Raw genomic sequence first — 19,330 nt, 5'->3', positions numbered from 1 at the left:
AAATTAAAATCAGTAATGGAATATATAAAGGAGAACATTACAAAAGACAACTTCACTCTAAAAGACCCTGGAAATACGAATAATGATGTTGCAGATACATTAGAAGATTGGGAGAAAACAAACTTATCAAACAAAATGTCAAATATGATTTCTAACATTGAAAATAATAGTGATAATATTAAAACATATTTTCCAATTAATGAGGAGTTTGAAGAAGAAGATGAAAATAAAGGTCAATATGGCTTAAAAGATGCAAGTATTGTTGCCCCTTCTATTCCAAACAAAAGCCAACAGTTTGGGTAATGGGTTTTCATAACATAGAAGAAATTAATAATATTGTTTCAACAATTCCTTTTATTGATGTTTTAGAAGAGTTTAAACAAGTTGGAATATTTTTAGAAGGAAAAACATCTGTTAATCTAGAAGGGCTTAACGAAAGCTTGAATTTTGATGTTCAAATTTCCCCTCAATACCCATTAAAATCACACGATTCTGAAGCCATAAAGTTTATTAATAAAGATTTAATCCCGTATAATCATGTTATGGGAGATGGCTCAATATGTATTCACACGCTCCATAGTCCAAAACTAAAGCAAAAGCTACTTGCAGATTTTGAATCATTAAAAGCTTGGATAGAGAAATATTACATTAATAAAAATATAGATTCTCATTATGAACATATCATTATAAATGAACAGCCATTTGACGATATTTATTATTCCTATCAATTTACTGATGTAGATTATTCTTTTTCAAAAGGCGAATTTGGACAAGTAGATTTAACTCCTTTAAGCAATGGTATTTATAAGAAGAAACCAATATCTAACTTTCTAATAAAATCCTTTCAACCATTAAAAAAAACTATAAAGATAAATTCTAAGTGGAGTGAGTATTATATGAATTTTGAGGTTAAGAATATAGGATTATTCCTTTTTCTTGAGGATGTTCCTGCTTTTCATAATCGTTTTGCATTCTCTAATTGGTTAGAATTAGAGAACTATATTCCAACTGATTTTTTGCAATTCTTATATGATTTTCAAAAAAGAAATAAAAAACATAAAAATACTTTTCTTCCAATATTTTTTGGATATAAAACTGTGGAGAATGAAATTCATTGGATTTCTACTCTTGTAAAAATAAATGAAATACCTACAATAGGTATTCCAGTTATAGATTCAAAAGGTGTTAAATTAAAAGGACAATGGGAAAGTAAACTAATTAACCGGAAAATTAATTGGGCTATAACAAGAAACTCATCTTATAAATATTTATTTGGGAGAGGTACTTTTTGTGATAAAATTACTAATGCTAGAATTTTAATCATTGGTGTAGGAGCAATTGGTAGTATGGTGGCAAAAACATTGGTAAAATGTGGAGCTAAAAATATAAGTATTGTAGATTATGATGTAAAAGAACCTGAAAACGTGTGTCGTTCTGAATATAATTTCAGCAATGGACTCTATGATAAGACATTTGAATTAATTAAAACGTTACAAGAAAATTCTCCTTTTGTTAATGTGAATTTTCATAATAACAATGAATACTTTGAATCATTTATAAAAGCATTCCATAAAGATAAAGAAGCTAAAAAAGAATATGAAAAATCTTTAAATCAATTCGATATTGTCTTTAATTGTTCAACAGATAGTGATTTAATGTTTGTATTAGACCAATTGAAGCTAAGTACAGACTTAATTAATCTCTCAATTACTAATCATGCAAAAGATTTAGTTTGTGCGTTCTACCCCAACATCTACAACTATGTTCAAAATCAATTTATTAACATTTTAGATAACGATGTTAACGATTTATACAATCCTACTGGATGTTGGAGTCCCACATTTAAAGCTTCGTACAATAACATAAGTTTACTAACACAATATACTTTAAAAGAGATAAATAGAAAGTATGAAGAAAATAAACCTAAAGACAATTTTACACTTTCTATAAATTCTGAAAATAATACTAATATCAAATTCACTCAATATTGAAAATAATTAACTCACATAAAAATGTATCTTTAGAATATGAAGAAGATTTAATCTTAAAAATTGAGAGTCTAGCATTAAAACACTATCCTAATGAATTTGGAGGTTTCTTAATTGGGTACTATTCTGACGATTTAAAAACATTAGTTTTAACAGATGTTTTATCTCCAAATGAGTATAAAAGTCATAGAATATTATTTGAACGAAGTGCAGAGGGAATTAAAGAAAAGTTGTTAGAGTTATTTAAACTCAACGAAAAACGCTACTATGTAGGAGAATGGCATTCGCATCCTGATGCTTCTTCTATGTATAGTTTAACAGATTTAAATGCTATGCAAAGTATAGCAGAAAGTGAAACTATAAGAATTAAAAATCCAATTTTATTAATTGTAAGCATCAATAATCAGAAGTTAAAAAATTACACATTTTATTTATACGACAACAATACACTATTTGAATATGGCAGAAAGTAAAAAGATAGAATTAAAGAGTTTGTTTGCAAGTATGCAACACCAAATGTCCGCACAACTTAGTGCTAATAGAGATAATATTACACACTCAGGTTCAAAAGGTGATGCTTTAGAAAATGCTTGGATTGAATGGTTAAGAAAATATTTACCAAGCAGGTATAGTGTAGATAAAGCAATTGTTATAGATTTTGAAGGGAATATTAGCCATCAAATAGATATAGTAATTTATGATAATTGGTTTACCCCTTTCATCTTTACACAAAATGGATTTCATTATATCCCAGCAGAGGGGGTTTATGCTGTTTTTGAAGTGAAACCTGATATTTCAGATTTTTCTGATGGAAAACACAATATTGCGTACGCAGGAGAAAAAATAGAAAGCGTAAGAGTTCTTAAAAGAGAAGCAGCAAGTTTTATCAATGGAGGGATTAAAAATTCAGCAAGACCACTCACCAAAATACTTGGAGGAATATTAACTTCAACAAAATCAGGAGAAAAAAGTAATAATAATACTTTGATTAAGCATTTCAAAGAACAGACAAACTTGAAAAGTATTGATATTGGTTGTATTGCTGATTATGGTAGTTTTTATATTGACTATAGCAGTCCAAAGAGAATCATTAAAAAGTTTGGAAGGGAACAAGATGTTACTGGAGAGATAACAGAAGCAGGGATGCAACCTTATCTTGAATATTATGAAAACAGACAATATTTAGACTCACGTTTTAGTTCTTCAGAAAATTCTTTTGTAACATTTTTCATGCAATTAACAAGACATTTACAACAATCAATCGGAACAGTTCCTGCAATAAACTTAAATAAATATTTAGAAAGTATAAATGAACAAATTGATGAAGATATTTAATATCTCAAAAAGTCTGCTCAAAGAAATGCCAGCAGAGAACAATGTATATAAAACATAGCTATTTAATGCCAAAATAAAGGTTCGTGCCTGTTTGCAAGCACCACCAAAATTACAAATTTGGCTTTAGTAAAAATTAAAAACAAAATTCTTAACTTTGGTTAAGTTATAACCTGAAATTTAGTGCATATTTATACGCTACGTTTCATATACTCACCGTTAGGCACAAGTGAACCGTCTACGAAAGGAACAACAAAAATGAATAGTCATTTAAATATTTTCAAAACCTATACAAACTCTCAAAGGAGTTATCAATTAGAGAACGATTTAACTAGAGCATTTGCGATTAGTCTTCAAGAAGATTCATTATTTTTTCACGAAATATTGAAGGAAGTTTTTAAAGGAACAAAATTTTATAGTCAGCTATTTGACTCATTGGAAAGTGAGACAACAATTTCTATTGATATTCAGAAAAGAACTAGTCAATTGTTTGAATATGAACACATCTTTGCAATAACTCTAAGTGAAGCAGAAATTGGGGATTTTTGGGGAGCAAAAAACGATAGGAATTACGACCCCATTTGCGACCTAGTTATTAAGGTAAATGATGTTTATCTGATAATTGAAGCGAAAAGAGATAATTATGACTGTACTGCACAACTCTATAATCAGGTACTTAATGTTATTAGTTCGGATGAAGCAAATACAAATTCACTTAACGAAAAAGAACATGGTAAGGTTATTACACCTTTTGATTTGAATTGGGCAAAACTAATGGCGATTGCAGTTAAAGTGTTAAGTTTTGAAAAGTCATTTGGCAATACAAATAGATTCTTAGCTGATTTTGTTTCTCTTGTAAAAAGTCATAATTATAGATGGTTACCTGAATCTCCAATTAATTCTTTACAAAGCAATAACAAAAACTCAATATTCAGGCGGATAGACTCTGCAATAATTGAGGCCTCAAAAATAGATAGCAGTATTACCAAACTTCATTATAATGACAGATTAGGAATTGAATTTAATAAAGGATGGGCTCAAGAAATACTATTTAATATTAATAAAAATGGAGACTTGATTGTAGCTATATATCCAGGGAATACAAAAGCTCAAGGACATAGTCTTTTTAAAGCAAATCCAGTTTTTAGCCAAAACATTAGTATTTTAGATGAAACATATTCTGTAACTAAAACTTACCATATTAAATTCACAAGCTTTCAAAAATATTTTACTGGCTTATGGTTTGGAGATAATGTTTTAAACTCTGACCTCTATACACGGAATAACTTTTATAAGTTCACAGGAAGGAAGAAACGGGGGAAAGATTGGGATGAAATAGAAGCTCTTTTTGATAATAGTCTAAATTTTGATTGGAAAAATGAGTGTAAGTGGAATAATAAGATTATAAATTCAGGAAAAAATCAATTTGATATTTCATTTGGATATGAACTAGTAGTAGAAATTCCTTTTGAGAAATTGAAAGAATTAGATATTGTTCAATCTGATTTAACTAAACTAACGGAATTAATTAAAAATATTAGTAACGAATTTAGAGATAATCTACTAAACACCAGTGCCTAACAATGTATAAAAATAATAGCCGAGACAGTAGTAATTTCAAGGGCTGTAGCCCGCTTCAACTTTCCAGTTACTTGACAGGGAAGTGCAACGCACTCGGCTACTATTCTTATACTGAACGTTGACAATAATTATAAAAATAATGAAATACCTTTTTTTAATATTTACATTTCTTAGCTTGAGTCAATGCAAAAAAAAACCTGAATCAAGTAATAATCTGAAAACACAAAACACCAAATTTATTGATTTATCTGACTATGATATCTTGAAACAAGAAGTTGATTCAATACCTAATTTTAACTTTAAGTACGCAAAAATAGACGATAATTTGAATTTTATTCCAAATAAAAAAAATATTTTGGACTATAATAAAAGTGATTACAAAGGTAATGTCAAAAAAGTTATCACATATAGAAAAGGTTCAAGTGATTCTTACAAAGAATTTGATAGAATGGATAGATTTAATAAGGAAGGGTATAAAATCGAGTCTGAATATAAATATGCAGGAACAGCAAAATATTACTATGATTCCAACAATAATTTGATTAAACAGATAAACGTAAGAAATGGTGATACTCTAACAATAAAAAAAATCAGCTATGACAAAAAAAATAGAATAAAAAATATTATAGAAAATAACTTACAAGAAAATAAAAATTATGAATATAACCTAGATATAATTATTGAGTATTTAGCAGATGGTAAACCAACAAAAATAATAAATAGAAATCCTAACAAAAGGTATACTAAAAAAATCTCATATGTTGGAAATAAGATTATAATTACAAGAACTTCAGCTTCAAAAGAAATAACAAAAGAAGTTTTTATATACTCTAAAACATATAAAATGTTAAAGCATAAATACGGTTATCATACTATTTTCAATACTTATGACGAAATGGATAGAGTAAAAAGTAACATAACATACAGAGATAATGAATATTGCTGCACAAGTTTTTATAAATATGACGAAAAAGGAATTCAAACAATTTCAATATTCACTAACCATTTGAGAGATCATAAAGAAATAGACTCCATTAATTATAAATTAGATCATTTGGATAATATAATATATGAACGATATGTGAATAGTGTAACAAATAGAGAATTTGAAATGTTTTATGAATTTGAATATTTCGATAATTAAATAACTATTGCCAACACTAGTAGCTGATGCACAACCCCCAAATTTCAAAAAAAGGAATTCATTTTAAAGATATTTAAGGACTTTATTTAGCACTAAACCAAAATTTTTAACTCCTTATTTTCTTCTTTTAGAAAGCTTAGAACAAAAGATGTTAAGTAATGGGGTACATTTTTTTTGACATCCCCCTAAAATCAGGACAGTTATAAATTACAATTTACTAACTTTAAATTCAAACTGTTACCATGAAAAGCAACAAAAAGTGCTGTCAATCTATACAACCAAACAAGATTACATTTATCTTTAGCCTTTAAAACACCAAATATGGTATGTAAATTATCAGGGTAAAATCAATCTTTAACCTGTAGCCATATTTCAGGACTAGACAACTCCAATTAGGCATGGAGTATCACTCCAATTAGGCTTCGTGTGTCGTTATGATTAGGACACCTACTAAATTTTATAGCTTTTTTTAAGCGACTTTTTAAAGTTATTGATTCCGATTTTGAGTTCTATTTCAGCAGGTCGTAGATATTCTATACTCGCGTGAGGCGATTAACGAATAATTTTTTCGCATACCATCAGTTCGAGTGATTTTTAAGGATAGTAATGATTTAAAAATGGTACTTCGGCTAGGCTCAGCAGCGCTATCGAGAGACATGCTAATACTTCTCGATACAAAATTATTTTCATTTCATTCAACTAATTTTACTCGAAGAGACAGTAAACCTCAATGCGAAATAAAAAACCATAAATAGTATGAATTCTTTCATAGGTATATCATTTAACGTGATTTCTATAACGTATTAAGCTCAACTATTTAAAAAACAAGGCTCCTACCAGTATTAAAATTAAACTAATAATTATATTTTCCAAAGATAGATCAACACATCCTGCCCAACCACAAAACCTATCTTCTTTATAAAAAAGGACTAACATGCCCATTAAAATAATAACAAAACCTATAATTTTCTTTCTTATCATTTAGCTTATATTTTTTCTCTCTTGTTTACTATGACATCTATTTTATACAAAATTGATTACTGTCTATTATAATAATGCGCTATGAGTTTCTCTGGATCTTTAAGGGTGTTTTGTATCCATTTAAAATACAACATCTTCTTTTCCTCTGCTGAAAGTTGCCAGTTGACCGCTGTTTTTTTTAAACGTGTGGTTACATCTTGTAGGGTAATTGCCGCTGCTACCGATATATTTAAACTTTCGGTAAAACCTACCATCGGAATTTTTAAAAATCCATCTGCTTCTTGTTTGATAGCATCTGAAATTCCATCTTTTTCAGCACCAAAAACAAACGCCGTTTTTTTAGTTACGTCAAAATCCGCTAACATACAAGAATTGGTATGTGGCGTGGTTCCTATAATTTGATACCCTTTTGCTCGTAATTCTTCTAAACAAGTTTTTGTATTGTCTCCATCTTCTTTATATCGATGAATGTCTAACCATTTCTGGCTTCCTTTTGCCACATGCCTAGATACTTTATTAACGAATTTATTTTCAATCGCATATACATCTTGTACTCCGAAAATATCGCAGCTTCTTACCACCGCACTTGCATTGTGTGGCTGATAAATATCTTCTAACACTACGGTGAAATGACGTGTTCGTTCGTTTAAAACTCGGTGAAACGTTTCTTTTCTTTTTTCTGTAATGTATCCTTCTAAATACGCTAATAATCCTTCATCAATCATGTAACAAACATAGTAATTTTTCCTATTTTTAATCGCAGAGAAATAGGCTCGTGTCTTTTTAATGGCACGCTAGATATTTTAACATTAATTTTTTGACTTTATTTTTTATCTATGAAAAAACGATTGGTGGTATTAACAGGGGCAGGAATGAGTGCCGAAAGTGGGTTGAAAACGTTTAGAGATGCCGATGGTTTGTGGGAGGGGCACGATATTTACGAAGTAGCTTCTCCGCAGGGGTTTCGTGCAAATCCTGCATTGGTATTAGATTTTTACAATCAACGCAGAAGACAACTTTTAGAGGTTGCTCCTAACAAAGCACATTACAATCTGGCTTCTTTAGAAAATGACTTTAAAGTTGACATTATCACTCAAAATGTAGACGATTTGCATGAGCGAGCAGGTAGTACCCAAGTACTTCATTTACATGGTGAATTGTTAAAAGCGCGTAGCACTCAAAATAAACACCTTGTTTACGATTGGCATAAAGATATTGTTATGGGTGATGTATGCGAAGAAAATGCCCAATTACGCCCGCATATTGTTTGGTTTGGTGAAGATGTGCCGCTTTTAGAAAAGGCTGCTGAAATTACTTCGCAAGCCGATATTTTAGTAATTATCGGAACTTCGATGCAAGTATATCCCGCAGCGAGTTTGATCAACTACGTGTCCTACGATACGCCTATTTATTTTATCGACCCAAGACCTACGATTACTAAAAATGATTTTAACAACTTGACGATCATTAAAGAGGTAGCGAGCAGGGGTACTGACGCTTTAATCACTATACTGAAAGACCTTGATGGTTAGATTTTATGAATTTGAGGTTAATCGGTCAAAATATTCGTAGAGTTCTCCTTTAGAAATGTTACTTCCTTTTTCAATTAAATCGAATAGCTCCACATTTCTTTCTTCTTGATATGCTTTTGAACCTCTTAAAATTTCAATGGTGTCATCGGTTGGATTTTTAAGTAACCACTCAAATCCTTCTTGCTCTAAAACATTGACCTCTTTATCAATTTTTATCACAATACGATGTATCTCTTCATCCTCGCATTTGAATAGGTTGACCAACTTTGGAGAAAAATGTTCTAAGTACGCTGTTTTTGTGAGTACATCATCCCAAACGACATCGCTAAATACATTCATCTCATCTTCTGCTACGTGTGGTTTTTCTCTTTTTAGTGCATCCCATTCATTTTTATCGATGTTTTGCGATGCTAAAAAGCGTGCAAATTCTTCATGCAATCCTACAAACTGCTCTTTGGTAAGTTGTCTATATTTCAAAGGTTCAAATTTTAGTAATTCATGATGTTCGTTTCATCCGGCAATTTTAATAATAAATTAGGGTTCGGACAATTTTCCTTGTAATAATCTAAGGTCTTTTTTGAAGCGACTCCCGGGTAGTCTCCGTTATAATCTTCAATATCTAAAATAAGCTGAAAATGTAAATGTGGTGCATAGTCTCCGTTCACCGAACTATCGCCCAAAGTTCCTATTTGCGCTCCTTGTTTTACCTTTTTCCCAACTTCCAAATTTTCAAGAGATGCTAATGATAAGTGCCCGTATAAGGAGTAAAACTCCTGCCCCGCTATGGAATGTTTAAGAAGAATTGTTGGTCCATAATCTCCGTAATTGGTGTTGTTTTTAAAACTGTGTACTTCTCCATCTAAAACAGCTAGAACAGCAGTGCCTGCATCACACCATACATCTATTCCTAAATGAATGTTTCGTTGATTTTCTGCTGATAATTTATTGAAGTGCTCGCTTCTGTTATAAATAGCTCTTGTTTCTAAATATCCGCCGTACGCAACCGTTTTTTGGTGCTTCGAAAAAAAGGTTGCTAAATATGACTCCCATTCTTTAGATGAGGAAACATCGAACGATAATTCTTCGTTCGATGCTGCTATTGATATTGGAGTGTATTGTGTTAAAGGTATGCTCGCATCAACTACGTGCAAGGGTTGTTGAGATATGTTTTTTAAAAAATCTGTCATAATTATACTTCTATAAAAAAAGAGTAACCAAAGATACTTGATTACTCTTATATTTATAACTAATACAGGTTTTTCTACCTTGTTACCGTACCGCTAATTTGAACAACAGGTCCTGCTCCCATGGTATATGTTACATGGTCGTTAGCATCTGCTGGTACTCCGTGTGCTAAAGGTTTTAAGGTAAATGGATTCGGACTGTTGTCTGGATCTGGCTCTACTGAAATAACTGCAGTCGCTCCTCTTAAATCTGTTGGAAACATTAATCCTGTCGGTGCATTGTTTATATAGTCTTCTCCTGGAAAAGCTGGCCCGTCATTTACATCTCCTTTAAACGTTGTTGTTGCTGCATTATCGTCTGCCATGGCTGCATCGGTAAATGTTCCTGTACTAATTGGGGTACCGTTCATAACAACCCATCCTTCATACTTCCATCCTGCTGATAAGGTAGGTAGTGATAAGCTGGTGGCTGGACTTCCTCCTGTAAGGTCTAAGAACCAAATACCACTTCTTTCGTTGTTGCTCATGCCATCTGTAGGGGTTGCTAAAATATACTTCCCTGCTGCATTCGAAAAATCTCCAACAATTCCTGTTGAAGTAATACTTGCTGAGCTTCCTGAAAAGTCTCCTGCTAAAATTTTAGTGGCTGCTGGTGCAGGGTCTGAATCGTTTGCTGGCTCGATTGATAGTACAAAAGTAGATGCTGATGATAGCATGTCTGAATCTACTACAAAAGAGGTTTGCGACAATTCGCCTGAATCATTTACATTAAATGTTCCTGTCGATACGGGTGCTCCTCCCACAATAATCCAGCCCTCATATACATAGTCTGCTCCTAGATTTTCTAAACCGCTCACGTTTAAACTTAGGTTTGAGGTAGTTGGTGTATTATCATCGTCATTACTACAAGCAGTAAAAGTTAACGCACTTATTGCTGCTACTGTTAAAAGTATTTTTTTCATTGTTTTTGTAATTTTAAGTTATACAAAAACAAAGGTATCGACCTATTTTTCAGTAAAATGTTAGCTAGCTTACACTTAGGCAACTTTTTTTAGCAATCGTATTTCTTTTCTGTTAAAATCAATCATTTTTTCTTGTTTTAACTCATTCATTAACGTATTTAAAGTTGGTCTTGAGGTTCCTATAAGTGTTGCAATATCTTTTTGAGTGTACGGGTGTTCGATTATTTGGTCTCCTGTTTTTTCACATTCGTGACCATAGTCTTCACATAGTTCTTTAAAAAATTCTAACAAACGGGTACGTGTATCTTTGAATAGTAATAATTGAAGCCTTCGTTCTAGTTTTTTAATTCTTATTCCAATGAATTTATATATTTTAAAACTAAGTGATACATTTTTTCTCATTAATGAGTGCATCGTTTCTGTAGATACAGGGCAAACTACTGTAGTATTATCAATAGATTGTGCGAATTCGTTTCTTGTATCAATTCCTAAAATTGCCTTTTCACCAAAAATTTCTCCCTTCGACAATATTGCCTTAATTACTTCTTCTCCTTCTTCGGTATAATAACCTAGTTTAACTTTTCCTTTATCTATTAAATAGAGCTTGCTGGCGGCGTCTTCTTCAAAATATATGTAATCCTTTTTTTTATACACAGACAAACAATGTTCTTGTTTATAATCTTTATATCTGTGTGGACATAATATTTTAAATAAGTTTACGTCTTCGAAATACCAAAGTGCACTCATAGTTTTGCCTTTGTAACTATGTCGTTCGTTTTAAAACTTCTTTACAAAAAAAGCTCTGGAAAACTCCAGAGCTTTTAGCTTTACTTATTTTTTAAAAATACTGTTTAGGCATTTTGCTTTTTGATTAAGTTTAAAGCCGAACCTTCTTTATACCATTCAATTTGTCCTTCATTATAGGTATGGTTCGCCATGATCGTATCTTTGGAACCATCAGCATGAACCACCTCAATTGTTAATGGTTTCCCTGGAGCAAACTCATTTAGGTCTACGAAGTTGAACGTGTCATCTTCTTGAATTAAATCATAGTCTGCTTCGTTCGCAAACGTTAAACCTAGCATTCCTTGTTTCTTTAAGTTTGTTTCGTGAATACGTGCAAATGATTTTACCAATACGGCAGCCACCCCTAAATGACGAGGTTCCATTGCCGCATGTTCACGAGAAGAACCTTCACCATAGTTGTGATCTCCTACAACTACTGTTTTAATTCCTTTTGCTTTGTATTCACGCTGTACTTTAGGTACTGCATCGTACTCGCCTGTTAATTGGTTTTTCACGAAGTTTGTTTTCATGTTAAACGCATTTACTGCACCAATTAACATATTGTTAGAGATATTGTCTAAGTGTCCGCGGTAACGTAACCAAGGTCCTGCCATCGAAATGTGGTCGGTTGTACATTTACCATATGCTTTGATTAATAGTTTTGCTCCTTGAATCGTATCTCCTATAGGTTCGAATGGGGTTAATAATTCTAAACGTTCTGAATTAGGGTCTACATTTATGACTACATGACTTCCATCAGCTTCTGGTGCTAAATATCCGTTGTCGTCAACTTCAAATCCTTTCGGAGGCAATTCCCAACCTGTTGGTTCGTCTAACATTACCTCTTCTCCATTCTCATTAATTAAGGTATCTTTTAACGGATTAAAATCTAAACGTCCTGCAATGGCAATAGCTGCTGTTAATTCTGGTGAAGCCACAAATGCGTGTGTATTTGGGTTACCATCAGCACGTTTTGCAAAATTTCTATTGAATGAGTGGACTATTGAATTTTTAGGTGCATTCTTTGGGTCTTCGTAACGTGCCCATTGACCAATACATGGTCCGCAAGCGTTGGTAAATATCTTAGCATCTAATTTTTCAAAGACTTGTAAAATTCCGTCTCTTTCAGCAGTATAACGTACTTGCTCTGACCCAGGATTGATACCAAATTCTGCTTTCGTTTTTAGTCCTTTATCTATAGCTTGCTGTGCAATAGAAGCTGCACGTGATAAGTCTTCGTAAGAAGAGTTGGTACAAGAACCTATTAACCCCCACTCTACTTGTAATGGCCAATCATGTGCCTGAGCCTTCCTAGTCATTTCTTCTCCTACCGAAGTAGATAAATCTGGAGTAAAAGGTCCGTTTAATAAAGGTCCTAATTCAGATAAGTTAATCTCAATTACCTGATCAAAATATTGTTCAGGGTTTGCATATACTTCTGGGTCTGCTGTTAAATATTCTTTAACCTCATTAGCCGCATCTGCTACATCGTTTCTGTCGGTAGCACGTAAATAACGCTCCATAGACTCATCGTAACCAAAAGTAGAGGTTGTTGCTCCAATCTCTGCTCCCATATTACAAATCGTTCCTTTACCTGTACAAGACATCGCGGTAGCTCCTGGACCGAAATATTCAACAATGGCACCTGTTCCTCCTTTTACTGTTAGAATTTCAGCTACTTTTAAAATAACATCTTTAGGTGCTGTCCAACCAGATAATTTACCGGTTAATTTAATTCCAATTAATTTTGGAAATTTTAATTCCCAAGGCATTCCTGCCATTACATCTACAGCATCTGCTCCACCAACACCAATAGCTACCATTCCTAAACCTCCTGCATTTACGGTGTGAGAATCGGTACCAATCATCATACCACCAGGAAATGCGTAGTTTTCTAATACCACTTGGTGAATAATTCCTGCTCCTGGTTTCCAGAAACCAATTCCGTATTTGTTAGAAACAGACTCTAAAAAATTAAATACTTCATTACTATTATTCAGTGCTGCTTGTAAATCTTTATCTGCACCTACTTTTGCTTGAATTAAATGATCACAATGCACAGTTGTAGGTACAGCTACCTTGTCTTTACCTGCTTGCATAAATTGTAACAACGCCATTTGTGCTGTTGCATCTTGACAAGCAATACGGTCTGGTGCAAAATCAACATAGTCCTTTCCTCTTTCGAAGGCTTTCGTTGGTGTTCCTTCCCAAAGGTGTGTGTATAAAATTTTCTCTGCTAATGTTAAAGGTTTACCTGTAATTTCACGAGCGGCATCTACTCGTTCTACTACTTTACTGTATACCTCCTTTATCATATTAATATCAAAAGCCATATAGTATAATTTTGTTAATTTTTGTTATGCAAAAGTACGCTTTTTAGGCTAAAATTAAAAGATAAACACTCTATTGAAGTAATTAATAAATAAATAACAATTAAAACCTTAAAAAAAGATAATTTAACAAAAAAAGCGGTTTTAAATGTGATTTTTTTATCATATTGATAATTGAAGTTACTCCCTAAACTTTATTGAATTTATGACTTTCAGTCAAAGAATAAAAAGCAGACCCATAAGCTGGATTCTGTACCTTAAAAAGGTTCTTATCATTTATCTAGTTCTGAAATTACTCTCAGAATCAATCTGCCTACCCCTTAGAATCGCGCGAGTAACGCTCAAGCTCTAATGTACATGGCATTGCACCGCATAGAGTTTACCTGGTTTCACTACAGCATTACCTGTACATTCTTTCTGTTGCACTTGTCCTCGGTTTACACCGGACGGATGTTATCCGCTATGCTACTCTATGGTGTCCAGACTTTCCTACTTATATATTGTTACAAGTCGATAAGATAGGTCTGCTTATATTGTTATTACATAAAAGTTCGCACCTCTATTCATAAAAAAACCCACTCAAAAGAATTGAGTGGGAAAATTGCTATGAAAAAGAAAAAGTGTCTAGAACGTCTCCTAGACACTACAAATATATAACTGTTTTTTGTTTTAAAAAAATTTTTTTAGAAAAAAATTAACTTTTTCACATTTTTTTAAGAAAACATATCTTTTACCTTTTCGAAGAACGATTTGTCTGACTTTTGAGGATTTGGGCTAAAGTTCTCATCTTCTTGCATTTCCTCGAAAAATTTACGCTGATCTTTGGTTAATTCTTGTGGTGTCCATACATTTATATGAATTAAGAAATCTCCATGGCCATAACGCTCTATACTTGGTAATCCTTTTCCTTTTAAACGTAAAATTTTACCCGACTGCGTTCCTGGCTCAATCTTAATCTTCACTTTTCCAGTAACTGTTTCTATTTCTTTCGATGTTCCTAAAACTGCTTCTGAGAAATTAATATATAAATCGTAGTGAATGTTGCTTCCTTCACGCTTTAAGCTTTCGTGTGGTACTTCTTCAATTAACACCAATAAATCTCCGGGCACAGCGTTTTTTCCTGGTGCTTCGTTTCCTTTCCCACCAACTTTTAACTGTACTCCTTCTGTAACTCCTTCTGGAATGTTAATCGCAACGGTTTCTTCTTTTACAACCATTCCTTGTGCATCTGCTCCGCTTGGTTTTTTATCTAGCGTTTCTCCTGCTCCATGACAAGTACTACATGTGGTAGCAGTTTGCATTCTTCCTAAAATTGTATTGGTAACACGCATTTGCTGTCCGCTACCATTACATGTTGAACAGGTTTTATAGGTAACTCCTTCTGCTTGGACTTTTCTACGAACCTTTACCTTTTTTTCTACTCCTTTGGCTATTTCTTCTAAGGTAAGTTTCACCCGAATTCGTAGGTTACTACCTTTTACTCGTGCCTGACGGTGACCTCCGCCGCCGAAACCTCCAAAGCCGCCACCGAAAGCGCCTCCGAAAATGTCTCCGAATTGACTGAATATGTCATCCATATTCATACCACCTCCACCGAAGCCTCCTTGACCTCCTTCAAAAGCAGCATGTCCGTACTGATCATAGCGAGCTTTTTTGTTATCATCGCTCAACACCTCATAAGCTTCTGCTGCTAGTTTGAATTTTTCTTCTGCTTCTTTATCATCAGGATTTTTATCGGGATGGTATTTAATTGCCATCTTGCGATATGCTTTCTTGATTTCAGCTTTTGACGCCGATTTAGTTATACCTAATATTTCGTAATAATCTTGTTTTGCCATTTTAATTTAATTGACAATTTTCAGTTAACAATAAACCATTGATAACTGAAAATTGATAATTCTTAATTGTTTACGCTTGCCCCATTACTACTTTAGGGTGACGAATGATTTTATCTCCTAACTTATATCCTTTCTCTACACAATCGATAATTTTCCCTTTTAAATCATCTGAGGGTGCCGGTATTTGTGTAATTGCATCATGAATTTCTGGATCAAAATCGTCTCCTACCTTTACTTCAATCTCTGTCAATCCTTTTTGAACTAATGTATTTCTAAATTTTGTACTAATTAGTTCCATTCCTTTTAACAATTCTGAGTCTTCAGATTTTTTTATTTCTGCCAAACCTCTATCAAAATCATCCATTATTGGCAGTAAAGCTGTCATTAATTCTTGACTTGCCGTTTTAAACAACTCAATACGTTCTTTTGAAGTACGCTTTTTATAGTTTTCAAACTCGGCAAATAAACGTAAGTACTTGTCTTTTTCAGCTTGAATTAGTTCTTCAGAAGTAGGTTCTTCTTTTGCATCTACCTCTTTATTTTCTTGAGACTGTTCTTGATTTTCTCCTAAGTCTCCGTTTTTAATAGCGTCGTTAATTTCGTCTTCTTTTGTATATTGGTCTTTACTCATTGTAAATCGTTTCTTATATTTCTTTCTTTTGATTAACAAGAATACTGCCAATAAAAAAAGTGTGTCATAATGACATTTAATTCATGATTTTATAGACAATCTCATATAGAACGTATAAAAGTGCATTATATGTTTTGATTAAAAACCTTAATATCATATATTTAAAGAAAATTATTAATTATTAACACTAAAAGTCCCTTCATTATGAAACAGAATTTTTTAAACATTTCAGGAGTTACAGTTCTTTCAAAAAAACAACAACAAAACTTACATGGTGGTGCTGGCGTTGATCTAAGTCTTTGCGGATGTGATTGTGCTGGTAGAGTAACAGGTCCGAAATACTGTGCTTTGTATATAGCTTGTCCGCAGGTATATACTTGTTAACGTAACGTGAATATGATACAAAAAGCTGTTATTTTATAGATAATAGCTTTTTTTATTTCTATTATTTTATTTAGTGGGTATAATTTTTATTTTTTAACGTGATTTCATAATATCACAGTTCTTAGTATTAAGATGTCTCATCACTCATACTTCGCACTATTGATTTTTAGGTAATTCATTTGATATATCGTCCCACATACGTTCATAAAATAAAAGCCCATTTATTTTTTGTACAAACATTTCAATTTCATATATTTAGGAAACATTATTAATCAATTTATAATTTTTAAAAGTCCCTTCATTATGAAACAGAATTTTTTAAACATTTCAGGAGTTACAGTTCTTTCAAAAAAACAACAACAAAACTTAAACGGTGGTGCAGGCGTTGACCTAAGCCTTTGCGGATGTGATTGTACTGGCAGTGTAACAGGTCCCTTTTATTGTAGACGATACATTGCTTGTACTCAAGGATATACTTGTAATGAAGACATGTAACATCAAAAAGTATAAACAATAAAAAAAGGTGTTATCATTTAGATCACACCTTTTTTGTTTCTCATACCTAATTAATTTGGTAACATCTAATCGACTTAGTTGAAATAAATATCTTTAAATTTTGACTTTAAAAAAATCCCAAATCAATTGATTCGGGATTCATATTTACTTATTGATGTTACTTTTTAAATATCAATTCTTTCAATTTTAGCTCCTATCGATTTTAATCGTGCCTCAATATCTTCATAACCTCTATCTATTTGTTCAATATTATTAATAATACTGGTTCCTTGTGCTGAAAGTGCTGCTATTAATAGTGAAATACCAGCTCTAATGTCTGGCGAAGTCATTTTGGTTGCTTTTAATTTTGACTGGAAGTCATGACCTATTACTGTAGCTCTGTGTGGGTCGCATAGAATTACTTTGGCTCCCATATCAATCAACTTATCGACGAAGAACAAGCGGCTTTCAAACATTTTTTGATGAATAAGTACGGTTCCTTTTGCTTGGGTTGCAACTACCAAAACGATACTTAATAAGTCTGGTGTAAATCCTGGCCATGGTGCATCTGCTATGGTCAATACCGAACCGTCGATGTAACTTTGTATTTCGTAACTTTCTTGTTCGGGAATATAAATATCGTCTCCTCTTCTTTCTAGCTGAATTCCTAACTTTCTAAATACACTTGGAATCTGTCCTAGATTATCCCAACTAACATTTTTTATCGTTAATTCAGAGCGTGTCATAGCTGCCATACCTATCCAGCTACCAATCTCTATCATATCGGGTAAAATGGTATGTTCACAACCTCCTAAAGCCTCTACTCCTTCTATGGTAAGTAAATTAGAACCTACTCCAGATATTTTTGCTCCCATAGCGTTCAACATTTTTGATAATTGCTGAATATAGGGTTCACAAGCCGCATTGTAAATAGTGGTCGTTCCTTTAGCTAATACTGCTGCCATGATAATATTGGCTGTACCCGTTACCGAAGCTTCATCTAGCAACATTTCTGTTCCTGTTAAACCTGTTTCAGCTTCTACACCATAAAAATGTTCTTCACGGTTGTAACGAAACTTTGCTCCCAAATTGATAAAACCCTCAAAGTGAGTATCTAAACGTCTACGCCCTATTTTATCGCCTCCTGGTCGTGGAATATATCCTTTCCCAAAACGAGCCAATAGTGGACCTACTATCATGATAGAGCCTCTTAACGAGCTACCATCTCTTTTAAATTCTGGTGATTCAAGGTATTGTAAGTTAATATCATCTGCTTGAAAACTATAGGTGTTTTTAGCTAGTTTTTCTACTTTTACACCTAACTCTCCTAAGATAAAAATCAGTTTATTAACATCAATAATATCTGGAATGTTTTTTATAACTACTTTTTCTGGGGTTAATAATACTGCACAAATTACTTGTAACGCTTCATTTTTTGCTCCTTGTGGTGTTATTGCTCCTTTTAATTTATAACCTCCTTCAATTTTAAATGATGCCATTTACTTTTTTCTATATTTATTTGATTTGGTTTTTGTTTTTCCTTGGGTTGTGCGCTTTCTTAGTAAACTCTTACTATCTGTAAGGTCTTCTTCAATGTTACGTATATCAATTTTTCCTTCAGAGAGTTCGTATAAATGTTCAAAAATAACATCGTCTTCAACGGTATCTTTGTTCCAATTCAAATAACATTTTTTCATGTGATTGGCAATGGTAAACACCAATGCTTCTTTCATATCGCCTTCTTCCCAAGTTAAGGCTACATCAATCATGGTTTGAATGTTGGTACCATAAAAACGGTATTTTGATGCTGATTTAGGGTAAGGTAATCGTTCTGGCGCTTCTTGTAGCTCTTCTTTTGATGGAATCTCATACGGTGAATCCACATCTAGCTTAAAGTCTGCCATGATGTGCAGCTGATCCCATAATTTGTGTTTAAAATCAGGCACGTCTCGTAAATGTGGTTGCAAATTTCCCATCACGTCAATAATGGCTTGTGCCATCGTATTGCGTTCTTCTCTATCTTCTAAAGCAACACAATGATTTACTAATTTTTGTATGTGTCTCCCGTATTCTGGGATGATTAATTTGGATCTCTTCGAATTGTATTCTAAATCAAACGTCATTTCTCTATGTTTTATTCTACGCAAAATAGGTAATTATTA

The 19,330-nt window shown here is 32.8% G+C and carries 19 protein-coding genes and 1 other RNA gene; 9 read left to right on the top strand and 11 right to left on the bottom strand.

The window, feature by feature from the left end; genetic code table 11:
• Positions 1 to 15: 15 nt before the first annotated feature.
• The 6 genes from P8625_RS02190 to P8625_RS02165 all read left to right on the top strand — a co-directional run bounded on the left by P8625_RS02190 (position 16) and on the right by P8625_RS02165 (position 6,045).
• Positions 16 to 303, top strand: a complete 288-nt coding sequence (locus P8625_RS02190) for a hypothetical protein (RefSeq protein WP_279651870.1) — start codon at positions 16 to 18, stop codon at positions 301 to 303.
• Entirely contained in the window at positions 303 to 1,991 is a 1,689-nt protein-coding gene (locus tag P8625_RS02185; protein WP_279651869.1) for a ThiF family adenylyltransferase, read from the top strand. The genes P8625_RS02190 and P8625_RS02185 overlap by 1 nt, the downstream gene beginning before the upstream one ends.
• The gene (locus tag P8625_RS02180; protein ID WP_279651868.1) at positions 1,988 to 2,461 is read left to right on the top strand and encodes a Mov34/MPN/PAD-1 family protein; all 474 of its coding nucleotides are present in this window, start codon (positions 1,988 to 1,990) and stop codon (positions 2,459 to 2,461) included. Before P8625_RS02185 ends, P8625_RS02180 begins: the two co-directional genes overlap by 4 nt.
• Positions 2,448 to 3,323 carry a DUF6602 domain-containing protein gene (locus tag P8625_RS02175; RefSeq protein ID WP_279651867.1) on the top strand — a complete coding sequence of 292 codons (876 nt, stop codon included), beginning with the start codon at positions 2,448 to 2,450 and terminating at the stop codon, positions 3,321 to 3,323. Before P8625_RS02180 ends, P8625_RS02175 begins: the two co-directional genes overlap by 14 nt.
• A 255-nt stretch (positions 3,324 to 3,578) precedes the next feature.
• Positions 3,579 to 4,901: a hypothetical protein gene (locus P8625_RS02170; RefSeq protein ID WP_279651866.1), complete on the top strand. Its 1,323-nt coding sequence runs from the start codon at positions 3,579 to 3,581 to the stop codon at positions 4,899 to 4,901.
• 262 nt (positions 4,902 to 5,163) lie between these two features.
• Positions 5,164 to 6,045 (top strand): hypothetical protein, encoded by an 882-nt coding sequence (locus P8625_RS02165; protein ID WP_279651865.1) that lies wholly within the window; start codon positions 5,164 to 5,166, stop codon positions 6,043 to 6,045.
• A 1,037-nt stretch (positions 6,046 to 7,082) separates the two neighbouring features.
• Here the strand turns inward: P8625_RS02165 and P8625_RS02160 are convergent.
• The gene (locus P8625_RS02160) at positions 7,083 to 7,751 is read right to left on the bottom strand and encodes a TrmH family RNA methyltransferase (RefSeq protein WP_279651864.1); all 669 of its coding nucleotides are present in this window, start codon (positions 7,749 to 7,751) and stop codon (positions 7,083 to 7,085) included.
• A 111-nt stretch (positions 7,752 to 7,862) separates the two neighbouring features.
• Here P8625_RS02160 and P8625_RS02155 point away from each other — a divergent pair, with 111 nt between their 5' ends.
• Entirely contained in the window at positions 7,863 to 8,558 is a 696-nt protein-coding gene (locus P8625_RS02155; RefSeq protein ID WP_279651863.1) for an SIR2 family NAD-dependent protein deacylase, read from the top strand.
• 3 nt (positions 8,559 to 8,561) lie between these two features.
• Here the strand turns inward: P8625_RS02155 and P8625_RS02150 are convergent, their stop codons facing one another.
• The 8 genes from P8625_RS02150 to P8625_RS02115 all read right to left on the bottom strand — a co-directional run bounded on the left by P8625_RS02150 (position 8,562) and on the right by P8625_RS02115 (position 16,289).
• Positions 8,562 to 9,035 carry a DUF6495 family protein gene (locus P8625_RS02150; RefSeq protein WP_279651862.1) on the bottom strand — a complete coding sequence of 158 codons (474 nt, stop codon included), beginning with the start codon at positions 9,033 to 9,035 and terminating at the stop codon, positions 8,562 to 8,564.
• 11 nt (positions 9,036 to 9,046) lie between these two features.
• Positions 9,047 to 9,745 carry a peptidoglycan DD-metalloendopeptidase family protein gene (locus tag P8625_RS02145; RefSeq protein ID WP_279651861.1) on the bottom strand — a complete coding sequence of 233 codons (699 nt, stop codon included), beginning with the start codon at positions 9,743 to 9,745 and terminating at the stop codon, positions 9,047 to 9,049.
• A 74-nt stretch (positions 9,746 to 9,819) separates the two neighbouring features.
• The gene (locus P8625_RS02140; protein WP_279651860.1) at positions 9,820 to 10,704 is read right to left on the bottom strand and encodes an anti-sigma factor; all 885 of its coding nucleotides are present in this window, start codon (positions 10,702 to 10,704) and stop codon (positions 9,820 to 9,822) included.
• Between the two features lie 75 nt (positions 10,705 to 10,779).
• On the bottom strand, positions 10,780 to 11,451 hold the full coding sequence (locus P8625_RS02135; RefSeq protein WP_279651859.1) for a Crp/Fnr family transcriptional regulator: 672 nt from the start codon (positions 11,449 to 11,451) through the stop codon (positions 10,780 to 10,782).
• Between the two features lie 104 nt (positions 11,452 to 11,555).
• A complete protein-coding gene (locus P8625_RS02130; protein WP_279651858.1) occupies positions 11,556 to 13,823 on the bottom strand; it encodes an aconitate hydratase in 2,268 nt (755 codons plus the stop codon).
• A 220-nt stretch (positions 13,824 to 14,043) separates the two neighbouring features.
• An RNA gene (gene rnpB, locus P8625_RS02125) (RNase P RNA component class A) lies at positions 14,044 to 14,351 on the bottom strand.
• Positions 14,352 to 14,533: 182 nt separating this feature from the next.
• The gene (gene dnaJ, locus P8625_RS02120) at positions 14,534 to 15,658 is read right to left on the bottom strand and encodes a molecular chaperone DnaJ (RefSeq protein ID WP_279651857.1); all 1,125 of its coding nucleotides are present in this window, start codon (positions 15,656 to 15,658) and stop codon (positions 14,534 to 14,536) included.
• A gap of 70 nt (positions 15,659 to 15,728) precedes the next feature.
• Complete coding sequence (locus P8625_RS02115; protein WP_279651856.1) at positions 15,729 to 16,289, bottom strand: nucleotide exchange factor GrpE; 561 nt, start codon at positions 16,287 to 16,289, stop codon at positions 15,729 to 15,731.
• Positions 16,290 to 16,493: 204 nt separating this feature from the next.
• On the opposite strand from P8625_RS02115, the gene P8625_RS02110 reads away from it, so the two are divergent.
• Both P8625_RS02110 and P8625_RS02105 read left to right on the top strand, forming a co-directional pair.
• Entirely contained in the window at positions 16,494 to 16,673 is a 180-nt protein-coding gene (locus P8625_RS02110) for a hypothetical protein (protein WP_279651855.1), read from the top strand.
• A gap of 303 nt (positions 16,674 to 16,976) precedes the next feature.
• Positions 16,977 to 17,168 carry a hypothetical protein gene (locus P8625_RS02105; protein WP_279651854.1) on the top strand — a complete coding sequence of 64 codons (192 nt, stop codon included), beginning with the start codon at positions 16,977 to 16,979 and terminating at the stop codon, positions 17,166 to 17,168.
• Between the two features lie 185 nt (positions 17,169 to 17,353).
• Here P8625_RS02105 and murA read toward each other — a convergent pair whose 3' ends face one another.
• Complete coding sequence (murA, locus tag P8625_RS02100; protein ID WP_279651853.1) at positions 17,354 to 18,667, bottom strand: UDP-N-acetylglucosamine 1-carboxyvinyltransferase; 1,314 nt, start codon at positions 18,665 to 18,667, stop codon at positions 17,354 to 17,356.
• Entirely contained in the window at positions 18,668 to 19,291 is a 624-nt protein-coding gene (locus P8625_RS02095; protein ID WP_279651852.1) for a DUF4290 domain-containing protein, read from the bottom strand. It abuts the gene before it with no gap.
• Positions 19,292 to 19,330 lie beyond the last annotated feature (39 nt).

The sequence above is a fragment of the Tenacibaculum tangerinum genome, assembly GCF_029853675.1.
Lineage (GTDB): Bacteria > Bacteroidota > Bacteroidia > Flavobacteriales > Flavobacteriaceae > Polaribacter > Polaribacter tangerinum_A.
Note: the sequence above shows the minus strand (reverse complement) of the source record. Positions and strands in the feature narration are given on the sequence as shown.